General features: G+C 73.7%; 11 protein-coding genes. 6 read left to right on the top strand and 5 right to left on the bottom strand.

Features of this window, described 5'->3' with window-relative positions; all coding sequences use genetic code 11:
- Positions 1-50: 50 nt before the first annotated feature.
- The 6 genes from OG802_RS24050 to OG802_RS24025 all read left to right on the top strand — a co-directional run bounded on the left by OG802_RS24050 (position 51) and on the right by OG802_RS24025 (position 6783).
- Positions 51-1616, top strand: coding sequence for an FtsW/RodA/SpoVE family cell cycle protein (locus tag OG802_RS24050; protein ID WP_329413536.1), 1566 nt, complete (start codon positions 51-53; stop codon positions 1614-1616).
- A complete protein-coding gene (locus tag OG802_RS24045; protein ID WP_329413533.1) occupies positions 1613-3070 on the top strand; it encodes a penicillin-binding transpeptidase domain-containing protein in 1458 nt (485 codons plus the stop codon). The genes OG802_RS24050 and OG802_RS24045 overlap by 4 nt, the downstream gene beginning before the upstream one ends.
- A gap of 161 nt (positions 3071-3231) precedes the next feature.
- A complete protein-coding gene (locus tag OG802_RS24040; RefSeq protein WP_329413531.1) occupies positions 3232-4170 on the top strand; it encodes an AurF N-oxygenase family protein in 939 nt (312 codons plus the stop codon).
- A 141-nt stretch (positions 4171-4311) separates the two neighbouring features.
- Entirely contained in the window at positions 4312-4962 is a 651-nt protein-coding gene (locus OG802_RS24035; RefSeq protein ID WP_329413529.1) for a TetR/AcrR family transcriptional regulator, read from the top strand.
- 14 nt (positions 4963-4976) lie between these two features.
- Positions 4977-5258 carry a hypothetical protein gene (locus tag OG802_RS24030; RefSeq protein ID WP_329413528.1) on the top strand — a complete coding sequence of 94 codons (282 nt, stop codon included), beginning with the start codon at positions 4977-4979 and terminating at the stop codon, positions 5256-5258.
- 184 nt (positions 5259-5442) lie between these two features.
- The gene (locus OG802_RS24025) at positions 5443-6783 is read left to right on the top strand and encodes a C40 family peptidase (RefSeq protein WP_329413527.1); all 1341 of its coding nucleotides are present in this window, start codon (positions 5443-5445) and stop codon (positions 6781-6783) included.
- 79 nt (positions 6784-6862) lie between these two features.
- Here the strand turns inward: OG802_RS24025 and OG802_RS24020 are convergent, their stop codons facing one another.
- The 5 genes from OG802_RS24020 to OG802_RS24000 are packed head-to-tail and all read right to left on the bottom strand — an operon-like array spanning position 6863 to position 12560.
- Positions 6863-8116, bottom strand: coding sequence for a styrene monooxygenase/indole monooxygenase family protein (locus OG802_RS24020; protein WP_329413525.1), 1254 nt, complete (start codon positions 8114-8116; stop codon positions 6863-6865).
- A gap of 44 nt (positions 8117-8160) precedes the next feature.
- Positions 8161-8817, bottom strand: coding sequence for a GTP-binding protein (locus OG802_RS24015; protein ID WP_329413522.1), 657 nt, complete (start codon positions 8815-8817; stop codon positions 8161-8163).
- Positions 8798-9238, bottom strand: a complete 441-nt coding sequence (locus tag OG802_RS24010) for a DUF742 domain-containing protein (protein ID WP_329413519.1) — start codon at positions 9236-9238, stop codon at positions 8798-8800. The genes OG802_RS24015 and OG802_RS24010 overlap by 20 nt, the downstream gene beginning before the upstream one ends.
- Entirely contained in the window at positions 9235-9738 is a 504-nt protein-coding gene (locus OG802_RS24005; RefSeq protein WP_329413517.1) for a roadblock/LC7 domain-containing protein, read from the bottom strand. Before OG802_RS24005 ends, OG802_RS24010 begins: the two co-directional genes overlap by 4 nt.
- Entirely contained in the window at positions 9735-12560 is a 2826-nt protein-coding gene (locus OG802_RS24000) for a sensor histidine kinase (RefSeq protein WP_329413515.1), read from the bottom strand. The genes OG802_RS24005 and OG802_RS24000 overlap by 4 nt, the downstream gene beginning before the upstream one ends.
- Positions 12561-12852: the final 292 nt, after the last annotated feature.

Raw genomic sequence — 12852 nt, 5'->3', positions numbered from 1 at the left:
CGAAAGACCGTACAGCCCCCCGAGGAGCCCCATTTGGGTAGGTTCCGGACATGACGAAAGCCGGAGTCCGCGCGGGAACCGACACCACCGTGGCGGCGGCCGACGCGCCCGCCGCCATGGTGGGACTCCCCCGCCGCCGTGGCGTCGAACTGTCCCTCATCGTCCTGGCCGTCCTGCTCTCCGTGTACGGGTACTGCGCGGTCGGCCTGGCCCGCGACGGCGCCGTCCCGCCCGGAGCCGCGGGCTACGGGGCAGGGCTCGGGGTGCTCGCGCTGCTCGCGCATCTGGCGGTGCGGCTGCGCGCCCCCTGCGCCGACCCGCTGCTGCTTCCCGTCGCCGTGCTGCTCAACGGGATGGGCCTGGTGCTGATCTACCGGCTCGACCTGGAGACGCCGGGCGACCGGGCGGCGCCCACGCAACTCGTGTGGTCCACGGTCGGCGTCGCGCTGTTCATCGCGGTCGTGACGGCGTTGCGCGACCACCGGGTGCTCCAGCGGTACTCGTACGTGTGCGTGGTCGCCGCGCTCGTCCTCCTGACCCTGCCCATCCTGTTCCCGGCCGTGAACGGGGCCCGCATCTGGATCCGGATCGCGGGCTTCTCCATCCAGCCGGGAGAGTTCGCGAAGGTACTGCTGGCGGTGTTCTTCGCCGCCTACCTGGCGGCCAACCGCACGGCGCTGACCTACGCGGGCCGCCGGATCCGGCGCTTCAGCCGGATGCAGCTGCCCACCGGGCGGGTGCTCGGCCCGATCGTCACGATCTGGCTGCTGAGCGTCGGCGTGCTGGTCCTGGAGCGGGACCTCGGCACGTCCCTGCTCTTCTTCGGCCTGTTCGTGGTGATGCTCTACGTCGCGACCGGCCGCACCGGCTGGATCGCGGTGGGGCTGCTGCTCGCCTCGCTGGGCGCGGTGGCCGTCGGACGCCTGGAACCGCACGTGCACAGCCGGGTCGAGGACTGGCTGCATCCGTTCGCCTCGATCGAGGCGGGCCAGGGCGCCAACCAGCTCGCGCAGTCGCTGTTCTCCTTCGCGGCGGGCGGGGCGTCGGGCACCGGGCTGGGCCTGGGCCACTCGGTCCTCATCGGCTTCGCCGTGAAGTCGGACTTCATCCTGGCGACGGCGGGCGAGGAGCTGGGCCTCGCGGGGCTGTCGGCGCTGTTCCTGCTCTACGGGCTGCTCGTCGAGCGCGGTTACCGGGCGGGGCTGTCGCTGCGCGACCCCTTCGGGCGGCTGCTGGCCGCGGGCCTCGCCTCGATCGTGGCCCTCCAGGTCTTCGTGATCGCGGGCGGTGTCACCGGCCTGATCCCGCTGACCGGCATGGCGATGCCGTTCCTGGCGCAGGGCGGCTCCTCGGTCGTCACCAACTGGGCGATCGTGGCGCTGCTGATCCGGGTGAGCGACTCGGCCCGCAGACCGTACGACGCCCGGTCCGCCGCCGCGGCCACCGAACCGTCCGCCCACCCGGCCACCGGACCGGCCGCACACACGCCCGCCGGACCGGCCGCGCACACGCCCGGCACGTCGGCCGCCCGAGCGTCGTCCCGGGCGGCCGGCCGGGGCACGCCCGACGAACCCGTCGACACGCTGGTCGACAAGAGCCCAGGGAGATCCCGGTGACCCGGCACATCCGGCACGCCGCCGTCTTCAGCGCCCTGCTGCTGGCGGCGCTCCTGGTCAACGCCGCGCGCGTCCAGCTCGTCCAGGCCGGCTCCTACGACGACAGCCCCGCCAACCGGCGCGGCTCCATCGCCCGTTACGCGCAGCCCCGCGGCGACATCCTCGTCGGCGGCACCCCGGTCACCGGCTCGCGGGACACCGGGGAGCAACTGCGCTACGAACGCACCTACCAGGACGGGCCGTTGTACGCGCCGGTGACCGGGTTCGCCTCACAGGTGTACGGGACGACGTTCCTGGAGCACGCGGGGGACGGCGTCCTGTCCGGGTCGGATCCGATGCTCGCGCCGTTCCCGCTGTGGAACGACGTCACGCACGGACGGCCGCCCGGCGGCGATGTCGTGACGACGCTGAACCGCCACGCCCAGTGGGCCGCCTACGAGGGACTGGACGGGCGCAAGGGCGCGGTGGCGGCGGTGGAGCCGTCGACGGGGCGGGTGCTGGCGCTGGTGTCGAGCCCGTCGTACGACCCGGGAGTGCTGTCCGGCAACGGCGCGCGGGCCGAACGGGCCTGGGCCCGGCTCAACGCCGACCCGGACAAGCCGATGCTGAACCGGGCGGTGCGCCAGACGTATCCGCCGGGGTCGACGTTCAAGGTGGTCACCGCGGCGGCGGCGCTGGACGCGGGCGTGGTCACGGACCTGGACGCGCCGACCGACTCCCCCGCCCCCTACCGGCTGCCCGGGACGACGACGAGCCTGACGAACGAGGGCGAGGGCTGCGAGGACGCCTCGCTGCGGGAGGCCTTCGAGTGGTCGTGCAACACGGTGTTCGCCAAGCTCGGCGTGGACACGGGGCTGGCCGGGATGACCCGCACGGCGCGGGGCTTCGGCTTCAACGACGACGCGGTGCGGATCCCGTTCGGGGTGGCGCCGAGCACCTTCGACACCTCGCTCGACCGGGCGCAGCTGGCGCTGTCCTCGATCGGCCAGTACAACACGCGGGCCACCCCGCTCCAGATGGCGATGGTGGCGGCGGCCGTGGCCGACGGGGGGCAGGTACGCACGCCGTACCTGGTGGAGCGGACCACGCGCAGGGGCGGGGCGACGGTGGCCACGGCCGGTCCGCGCCCGTCCCGCCGGGCGATGCTCCCCTCGACGGCGCGGCGGCTGCGGGAGCTGATGGCCGACGTGGTCCGTGAGGGCACGGGGACCAACGCGGCGATCCCCGGCGCGGTCGTCGGCGGCAAGACGGGCACCGCCCAGCACGGGCTGGGCAACGCCGGCATCCCCTACGCCTGGTTCGTCTCCTGGGCGCAGGGCGAACGGGACCTGGAGCCGAAGGTGGCGGTCGCGGTGGTGGTGGAGGACGGGTCGGCGCGCCGCGGGGACATCACCGGCGGCGGCATGGCGGCGCCGATCGCGCGGGCGGTCATGGAGGCCGTGCTCGACTCCTGAGTAGGGCCGCTCCGGGCGTGGGACGGGGCGGGGTCGGGGCGGGGTCGGGGCGGGTTCGGGGCGGGTTCGGGGCGGGGTCGGGGCGGGGTCGGGGCGGGGCCCGGCCAAGAAGTGGCGTCCGGGGGATTGACGGTCTTGCTGACAGGCAGTCTCATAAGGGCATGACGACCCTCACGGATGCCGACGCGCTGGAAGGGCTGCGGGACGCGCTGGGCCTGCTCAAGGACCGGGAGCAGGTGGCCGAGCGGCTGCTCGCGTCCTCCGCCAAGCACTCCTACGACCCGGACACGGAGCTGGACTGGGACGCGCCCTTCGAGGACGGCAAGTGGTTCTGGCCGCCGGAGCTCGTGTCGCTGTACGACACGCCGATGTGGCGGCGGATGAGCGAGGAGCAGCGGATCCTGCTGTCCCAGCACGAGGCCGCCGCGCTCGCCTCGCTCGGCATCTGGTTCGAGATCATCCTCATGCAGCTCCTCGTGCGGCACATCTACGACAAGGCCGCGACGAGCGCGCACGTGCGCTACGCGCTGACCGAGATCGAGGACGAGTGCCGGCACTCGAAGATGTTCGCCCGGCTCATCGAGCGCGGCGGCACGCCCCTGTACCCGGTGAGCCGCGCCCACCAGCACATGGGCCGCCTGTTCAAGACGATCTCCACCACGCCCGGCTCGTTCACGGCGACCCTCCTGGGCGAGGAGGTCCTGGACTGGATGCAGCGGCTGACGTTCCCCGACGAGCGGGTCCAGCCGCTGGTGCGGGGCGTCACCCGGATCCACGTCGTGGAGGAGGCCCGGCATGTGCGCTACGCCCGTGAGGAGCTGCGCCGCCAGATGGTGACGGCGCCGAGGTGGTCGCAGGAGTTCACCCGCGTCACGTCCGGCGAGTTCGCCCGCGTGTTCAGCGTGGCCTTCGTCAATCCCGAGGTGTACGAGAACGTGGGCCTGGACCGCCGCGAGGCCCTGGCGCAGGTCAAGGCGAGCGGGCACCGGCGGGAGGTCATGCAGACGGGAGCGAAGCGGCTGACGGACTTCCTGGACGACATAGGCGTGCTGCGCGGGGTGGGCCGCCGCCTGTGGAAGTCGTCGGGCCTGCTCGCCTGACCCCGCACCCCAGCCCCCGCACCCCGCCGGGACGCCGTAGGACACCGCCGGGTGAGGCCTGGCGGAAGCCCGGCCCGCGCGGGGCGGGGCCGGGGCGGGGAGCGCGGCCCGCGGACGGTGCGGGCGATTACGCTGCTCGTCATGACGCCAGCCGCTCCCGCCTACCGTCGTCTCAGCGTCGAGGAGCGCCGCAGCCAGCTCCTCGACGCGGCGCTGTCGCTCTTCGCGCACCGCGTCCCCGAGGACGTCTCGCTGGACGACGTGGCGGAGGCCGCCGGGGTGTCCCGGCCGCTCGTCTACCGGTACTTCCCCGGCGGCAAGCAACAGCTCTACGAGGCCGCCCTGCGCTCCGCCGCCGAGGAGCTCCAGCACTGCTTCGACGAACCGCGCGACGGCCCGCTCCTCCCCCGCCTGGCCCGCGTCCTCGACCGCTACCTGACCTTCGTCGGCCGCCACGACGCCGGCTTCAGCGCCCTGCTCCAGGGCGGCAGCGTCGTGGAGACCTCCCGGACGACCGCCATAGTGGACGGCGTCCGCCGGGCCGCCGCCGAGGCGATCTACCGTCACCTGGAGGTCCCCGACCCCGGTCCGCGACTGCGGATGACCGTGCGGATGTGGATCACGGCCGTCGAGGCGGCCTCCCTCATCTGGCTCGACGAGGACAAGCAGCCGCCCGCCGACGAACTGCGGGACTGGCTGGTCGACCAGTTCGTCGCCGTCCTCGCCGTGACCGCGGCGCGGGACGCGCAGACCGCCGAACTGGTCCGGGGTGCGCTGAGCGCGGAGATCTGATCGACACTGGACCGGTGAAGAGCCAAGACACCCCCTTCGAGGGCGGGCCCATGGACGGCCGGGTGCTGCCCGTGCTGCTGGGTCCGACCGGGCATCCGCCCAAGACGTACCGCATCCCCGTGCCCGACGCGGCCGGGGGCCCGCCCACCGTCCTCGTCTACCGGCGGGTGCCGCGCGGGCACAGCAGGAAACTCGGGCTGCCCCAGGGCTGGAAGTACGCGTTCGACCCCGAGGGGAAGCGGAGCGGACGGCCACGCTGGCCCTGGTCCCGGGCCGCCGCCCGACCGGACGCGTGAGCCGCCGCCGGGCGCAAGCACCGTCCGCGCGCGCCGGGCGCCACGCCACGCCGGTGGGACGGCGGGTCGACGCCGACGGGTGACGTCATTGCGCCGAACCGCCCACCCGGCGCGCGCACCCCGGGCACTCGCCCGATGCTCGCCCTGCGGGATGGAGGGGCCACCCCGCAGCGGAGGTGATGACGTGTCAGGAAGACTGCTGCGTCTGGCCTGTACGGTCTCCACGGCGGCGCTCGCCGCGCAGACCGTGCTGGCCCCCGGACTCGCCGCGGCCACGACGGAGCCACCGGGAGCCGGCGCACACGCGACGGCCGCACCGCGGCCCCCGGACGCGGACGCAGGTGCGGAGCCGGGTGAGGGGACGGGCTCGGGTGCGGGTGCCCCGGACGCCGGTTCCGACGCGGACCCCGGGGCCGACCTCGACGCCGCCCCTGACGCCGACCCGGAATCCGGACCCGGATCCGGTGGGCGGAGCGTCGCCGCGCTGCTGAAGGATCTTCAGCGGCTGTACCGGGAGGCCGAGGCGGCCACCGAGGCCTACAACGCCACCGAGGAGGAGCTGCGGCGGCGGCGCGCCGAGACCGGGCGGCTGGACGGCGATCTGGCGAAGGCGCGGCTCTCACTGCACGAGAGCCGCGGCGCGGCCGGACGGCTCGCCCGCGAGCAGTACCAGGGCAGCACCGCCCTCTCCCCCTACCTGCGGCTCCTGCTCGCCCGGGATCCGCAGCACGCCCTCGACCAGGGGCATGTGATCGGCCGGCTGGCGCGCGAGCGGGAGGAGACGCTCGGACGGCTGCGCGGCGGTGAGCGCAGGGCCGACGGGCTGGCCCGGCGGGCCCGCGCCGCCCTCGACGGCCAGCTCACCCTCGCCGCGCGCAGGAAGAAGGCCCGCGACGACGTGCGCCGGCGTCTGGACGACGTCCAGAGACTCCTGGCCTCGCTGACCGCCGAGCAGCTCACCGCGCTCGCCGCGCTGGAGCGCGACGGGGTGGCGCGGGCGCAGAACGGGCTCGTGGCGTCGGGTGCGCTCGGCGACGACGGCAAGCCGTCGGAGGAGGGCGTGAAGGCCGTGCGGTACGCGGTGCGCCAGCTCGGCAAACCGTACGAGTGGGGCGCGCAGGGGCCGGGGTCGTACGACTGCTCGGGGCTGACCTCGCGGGCCTGGGGGCAGGCCGGGACGCCGGTCCCGCGCACCAGCGAGGAGCAGTGGGCGCGGCTGAAGCGGATCCCGCTGAAGGAGCTGCGGCCGGGGGACCTGGTGATCTACTTCCCCGAGGCCACGCATGTGGCGCTGTACCTCGGGCGGGGCATGGTGGTGCAGGCCCCGCGGACCGGCGAGAAGGTGAAGGTCTCCCCGCTCGCGTCCAACCCGGTGCTCGGCGCGGTGCGTCCGGATCCGGGCGGCGAGCCGGTGCGGCGCTACCGGCCGCCGCAGCTCCCGCCGACGGCCCTGCCCGGACGGGAGCCGGGACGGGAGCGCGGGCGGGAGCGGGAGCCGGGACGGGGGCGGGACCGACGACCGTGACGGCGGCCTCGGCTTCGGCGTCTACGTCGGCTTCGGCGTCGGCGTCGACGACGTCTACGTCGGCTTGGGCTTCGGCTCGTCAGGCTCCGGTCAGCGAGCCCAGGTAGGCCGTCGTCTTGTCGGGCTCGTAGAAGAAGTCCTCGAAGTCGGCCGGGTCGTTGAACGCGTTGGCGAAACGATCAGCCGCGGGCTGAAGCTGCCCGGCCGCGCCCAGCAGGTTGACGATGTGCTCCGGCGGCGGGGCGAGCATCGCGTTGGTCCACTTGGTGACGTGCCGCGCGGTGTCCCAGTACCGGTCGAAGGCAGCGCGCATCCACTCCTCGTCGAACTCCTTCTCCCCGCGCTCCAGGATCGAGGCGAGGTAGGCGGCCGCGCACTTGGAGGCGGAGTTGGAGCCCTGTCCGGTGATGGGGTCGTTGGCGACGACGACGTCGGCGACGCCGAGCACCAGGCCCCCGCCGGGGAGGCGGCCGACCGGGTTGCGGACGGTGGGGGCGTAGCGGCCGGCCAGGGTGCCGCCGGCGTCGGTCAGTTCGACCCGGGTGGCCCGCGCGTACTCCCAGGGCGTGAACCTCTCCATCAGCTCCAGCGTCAGGGAGAGGTGCTCGGCGGGGTCCTTGACGCCCTTGAAGACGTCGAGCGGGCCGCCGGGTATGCCCTCCCAGAACAGGATGTCCGCGCGGCCGGAGGTGGTGAGCGTCGGCATGACGAAGAGTTCGCCGACGCCGGGGACGAGGTTGCAGCGGACCGCTTCGGTGTCCGGGTGCTCCGGGCGGGGGCCCAGGCCGTGGACGTAGGCGACGGCGAGAGCGCGCTGCGGCTCGCTGTAGGGGGAACGCTCCGGGTCGCGGGCGAACATCTGGACGAGTTCGCCCTTGCCGGCGGAGACGAGGACGAGGTCGTAGGCGCGGGAGAAGTAGTCGAGGTCGGAGACGGCCGCGCCGTGGATGACGAGCTGGCCGCCGCGCTGGGCGAACGTCTCCATCCAGCCGGCCATCTTCACCCGCTGGTCGACGGACTGGGCGTGCCCGTCGAGCCGCCCGAGCCAGTCGATGGCGCGCTGGGTGGGGCCGGGGTCGTGCGAGCCGGGGGCGGCGACCGAGACGCCGAGGCCCTCGATCTTCGGGGCCTGCTGCTCCCAGAAGTTCAGCTGGAGGTCGCGCTCGTGCTGGAGGGCGGTGTGGAACATGCACTGCGTCGACATGACGCGGCCGGAGCGGATCTCGTCCGCCGTCCGGTTCGACATCAGGGTGACCTCGTACCCGTGCGACTGGAGGCCGAGGGCGAGCTGGAGTCCGGACTGGCCGGCTCCGACGACGAGTATCTTCCGCATGCGGGGGACTCCTTGAAGGGCCTTGCTGGGGGGGCCTTGGGGCCTTACTCGGGGGTTTCGTCGAGCGCGTGGCCCACCAGGGCCAGGAGGGTCTCGATCACCGAGATCCGGCGCCGCGCATCCATGATCATGACAGGTATGTGCGCGGGGATCGTCAGCGCCTCCCGCACGTCCTCGGGCTCGAACAGCTCGCTGCCGTCGAAGTGGTTGACGGCGACGACGTAGGGCAGTCCGCAGCTCTCGAAGTAGTCCAGCGCGGGGAAGCAGTCCTTGAGACGGCGGGTGTCGGCCAGCACGACCGCGCCGATCGCGCCGCGCACCAGGTCGTCCCACATGAACCAGAACCGCTGCTGGCCCGGTGTGCCGAACAGGTAGAGCACCAGGTCGTCGTCGAGCGTGAGGCGGCCGTAGTCCATGGCGACCGTGGTGGTGGTCTTCTCCGGCGTGCCGGTGAGGTCGTCGGTCTCCTCACTGGCCTGCGTCATCAGCGCCTCGGTCTGGAGGGGCTCGATCTCCGAGACCGTGCCGACGAGGGTGGTCTTGCCGACGCCGAAGCCGCCCGCGATCACGATCTTGGTGGCTATGGGGGCGCGGGTGCGGTCGGTCTGCCACGGCCGCAGGGGTTCGTCGGGCTCGGTCACGGGCGCGACGAGGGGGGTGACGCCAACGGAGGAGGCGGCGTCAGAGACGACGGAGTCCACTCAGCACCCTTTCCAGCAGAGCGCGGTCGGGACGGCCCGTACCGTGAGCGGTACCGGTGCCGTACACACGGATCTTTCCCTGGTCCGCGAGGTCGCTGAGGAGGACCCGGACCACGCCGAGCGGCATCTTCAGCAGCGCGGCGATCTCGGCCACCGTGCGCATACGGCGGCACAGTTCGACGATGGCCCGCAGTTCCGGCATGACCGTGGACTTCAGGGACCCGTTCGTCAGCTCGCGGCGCTCCTCGGGGGCGTCGAGAGCGGCGGTGCTCGACACGAACGTCTCCACCAGCAGGACGTGCCCGAAGCGGGTGCGGCCGCCGGTGAGGGAGTAGGGGCGCACGCGGGCCGGCTTGCGGTCGCCGCCGCGCACGGGGAGCAGTTGCCTGCCGCCCTGGGGCTGCATCGGCACGGCGTTCATCGGACGCTCCCCGTCGGCTCGGACTCCAGGGACTTGCGCAGCTCGCTGCGGAGTTCCGGGGTCAGGACGTGTCCGGCGCGGCCCACAAAAAGCGCCATGTGGTAGGCGACGACGCTCATGTCGCAGGCGGCGGAGCCGTGCACGCCCAGGAGCGAGCCGTCGCTGATCGACATGACGAAGAGGCTGCCCTCGTCCATGGCGATCATGGTGTGCCTGACGCCGCCGAACTCCATGAGCTTGGCGGCGCCGATGGTGAGGCTGCCGATGCCCGACACGATGGTGGCGAGGTCGGCGGCGGAGCCGCGCGGGCCGGACGGTCTGGTCTCGCGGGCCTGGCGGGCCTCGTCGTTGTGGGCTGCGTCCGACGACAGCAGGAGCAGGCCGTCCGAGGACACGACGGCGACGGACTGGATGCCGGGGACCTCCTCCACGAGGTTGGTCAACAGCCAGTGCAGGTTTCGGGCTTCACTGCTCAGTCCGAAGGTACTGGGCGCGGTCAACTGCTTGCCTCCTCGACTGTGCCCCCCGTGTCTTCTTCGGCGTGTGCGTGTGCTTCTTGAGCCGCTGTGCGCGCCGTGTCGCGCGCGGTGTCGCGTACGGCCTCCTGGGACGGGACCCGGTTCTGGCCCGTCTTCTCGGCGATCTCCGCCTCGACCTCGCGGTAGCCGGCCTCCGCCCCCCGACGGAAGCCGCCCAGACGGCGGCGGAGGGCGTCCGCGTCGACGGAGCCGGTCCGCTGGCGCGGGGTGTGGGCGGGCGCGGTGATCCTGGGTGTGCGCTTGGGGAGGCCCTTGTCGGTGAGGGGTTCCTCCGGGACGTCGGGGATGCGTGCGTGTTCGGGGCCGGCTTCGTCCGCGGCGGCCCCGCCGGCGGGGGCGGTCGCCTCCGGGGGCGCGTCGTCCCCCGCGGCGGCCCCGCCGGCGGGGGCGGTCGCCTCCGGGGGCGCGTCGTCGCGGCCGGCGTCGGGGGACGGGTGGGTGTGCTCGTCCTGCGGGGCGCCGGGCTCCTCCGGGGGGCTCGGCAGCAGGAGTTCCATGGTCGTCTCGGCGGGCGACTCCGCGGGCGCCCCGGCCGGGCTCTTCGCCTGCCGTACGGCCTTCTCGGCCATCGCGACCAGCGGGTCGGCCGGCTTCGAACGGCCCGGCAGGACGTTGGAGTTGGCCTCGGCGTCGGCGCCGGGCAGGGAGAAGGCGGGGGCCGCCGCGGCGGACGGCGCCGAGGAGGGGACCGCTGCGGCCGGGGCGGCGGCGAGGAGCTGGGTCGGCAGGACCACGACGGCGGCGACCCCGCCCTGCTTCTGCTCGCGCAGCCGCACCCGCACCCCGTGCCGGTGGGCCAGCCGGGCCACCACGTACAGGCCGAGGCCGAGTCCTTCCTCGCCCTCCTGGTCGTACGGCGTCTCGGGGTCGAACTCGGCGAGGCGGCCGTTGAGCCGGTCGAGCCGGCCGGCCGGGATCCCGATGCCCTCGTCCTGGACGGAGAGCATGACCTCGCCGTTCTCCAGCAGCCAGCCGGAGACCTCGACGGGCAGGTCCGGCGGGGAGAACGCGGTGGCGTTCTCCAGGAGTTCGGCGAGCAGGTGGGAGAGGTCGTCGGCGGCGAAGCCCGCCACGTGCGCGTGCGGGGGCAGTGCCGAGATGCGCACGCGCTCGTAGCGCTCGATCTCGCTGACCGCGGCGCGGACCACGTCGACCAGCGGGATCGGGCCCGCGTGCTGCTGGACGTGTTCGGTGCCGGCCAGGACCAGCAGGTTCTCGCTGTGCCGGCGCATGACCGTGGCGAAGTGGTCGAGCTTGAAGAGCGTGGCCAGCCGGTCGGGGTCCTGCTCGCGCTCCTCCAGGCCCTCGATGACGGCGAGCTGGCGCTCGACCAGGCCCAGGGTGCGCAGGGCGAGGTTGACGAACGTCCCGCTGATGCTGTCCCGCAGCCCCTCCAGCTGGGCCGCCGAGGAGTCGAGTTCGGCGCGCAGTTCCTCGCGGGCGTCGGCCATCCGCTGGCGCTGTCCCACGAGGTGCTTGCGGTCCGACTCCAGGGTGGCGACGCGCTCGTGGAGGGCGACGGCGTGCTGGTGCAGGGCGTTGACGGAGCGGACGACCTGGGCGAACTCGTCGTTGCGGCCGGTGAACGCGACCGGTTCCTCGGCCGCGGGGTTCTCGGCCCCGGCCAGCCGTGCCGACCCCCTGCGCAGCACGGACAGCGGGCGGGTGAGGCTGCGGGCCATGCCGGTGGACAGGGCGACGGCGAGCAGCATCAGCGCGCCGAGGACGGCGACGCGGATCTCCAGGTCCGTCACGTCGTCGTCGCGCAGCCGGGCGAGGTCCTCGACGCGGTGGCTGTAGAGCGAGGACTCGGCGCCGCGCATGAGGTCGAGGCGGGCCGAGAGCGCGGCGTCCAGCTTCTTGACGCCGGTGTCGAGGTCGCGGCCGCTGAGTTCCGGCTGGTCGGTGAGCGTGGCGAGGTAGGCCTCGGCGGCGTCGACGTCGCCGCCGGTCACGGTGGAGTCGTAGGCGGCCACCGCGTCCTCGGGCGCGCCGTCGCGGAAGTCGGCGAGGGCCGCGTCGGAGCGCAGCCGGGCCTGCTGGGCGGCGGCGGCGAGGGCGTCGCGCTGCTTGGCGTCGGTGTCGGAGGAGACCTTCTCGGTGCTCGACCGGCCCGTGACGGGGTCGTAGGAGGTCTTCTCGCTCGTCGGCACGTTCAGCGCCGCGAGGAGCAGTCCGCGGGTCGCGGCGGCCTGCTCGACGGCGCTGTCGAGTTCGGCGAGGGCGTACGCGCCGGATCCGGCGCGCGGCGGCATCTGCTCGGCCAGCCGGTCGACGAGGACGTGGAGCGCGGCGATGACCTCGGAGTAGTCCTGGTGCGCCTGGAGTGCGCCGCTCCTGCCGGTGAGGGCGGACTGCCGCACGGACGGGACGGCGGCGAGGGCCTCGCGCAGCGCGGCGGAGACCTCCGTCTCGGTGATCAGCTCGCGCGCCTGGCGGTCGACGCGGGCGCTGCTCTGCGTGGAGGGCGCCTTCGCCTTGACGCGGCCGGCGGCGACGTAGGAGGTGACCTCGTCGCGTTCGTCCGCCAGGGACTGGGCGAGGGCGAGGGCGTCCTGGCTCTGTTCGGCCAGGGTGACCAGGTCCTGGGAGTCCTTCAGCTGCCCGGAGGCGGCCAGGATCGAGGGCGCGCCGGCTCCGGCGACGGCGGCGGCCACCACGGCCACCGCGACGATCAGCCGGTTGCGCACGTGGGTCGGGCGGCCCTTGCCGACAGGGGTGCGCTCCGCGCCCCCCTCGGAGGCCGTCTGACTGCCTGTACGCCGAGGCCGCGTCTTCTGCACCGGTGCTCGCATTCCTGACTCGTTACCCATGGGCCGGATATGACGCTCCGTCAAGTGGCGCGTGCGTCCGGTACGGTTTCCGACCCTCCCAGTGCCGGTGTGCGGGGTCCGCGCATCGCTTGCCCCGCCACCCGAAGGAGTGAACATCGGAGGGGAGTTGACGGGCAAGTTCCCGTGGCGTGCGCGACGGCCCCGCACGGCAGGCCGGTTGGACGTGGGCGGCGGGCTTTGGCAGTATTCGCCGCCACGCCTTCCCGGAGTGCTTCATTCCCACCCAAAGCAGGCGTCTGAC

It is taken from the genome of Streptomyces sp. NBC_00704 (assembly GCF_036226605.1).
GTDB lineage: Bacteria > Actinomycetota > Actinomycetes > Streptomycetales > Streptomycetaceae > Streptomyces.
The sequence above is the reverse complement of the archived record's forward strand: the minus strand, read 5'-3'. Positions and strand labels throughout refer to the sequence as shown.

What these genes read in the sequence shown, in the direction of transcription:
- OG802_RS24010 (WP_329413519.1), bottom strand. Translation starts at nt 9,238, where the DNA reads ATGAACGCCGTGCCGATGCAGCCCCAGGGCGGCAGGCAACTGCTCCCC.
- OG802_RS24020 (WP_329413525.1), bottom strand. Translation starts at nt 8,116, where the DNA reads ATGCGGAAGATACTCGTCGTCGGAGCCGGCCAGTCCGGACTCCAGCTC.
- OG802_RS24035 (WP_329413529.1), top strand. Translation starts at nt 4,312, where the DNA reads ATGACGCCAGCCGCTCCCGCCTACCGTCGTCTCAGCGTCGAGGAGCGC.
- OG802_RS24040 (WP_329413531.1), top strand. Translation starts at nt 3,232, where the DNA reads ATGACGACCCTCACGGATGCCGACGCGCTGGAAGGGCTGCGGGACGCG.
- OG802_RS24050 (WP_329413536.1), top strand. Translation starts at nt 51, where the DNA reads ATGACGAAAGCCGGAGTCCGCGCGGGAACCGACACCACCGTGGCGGCG.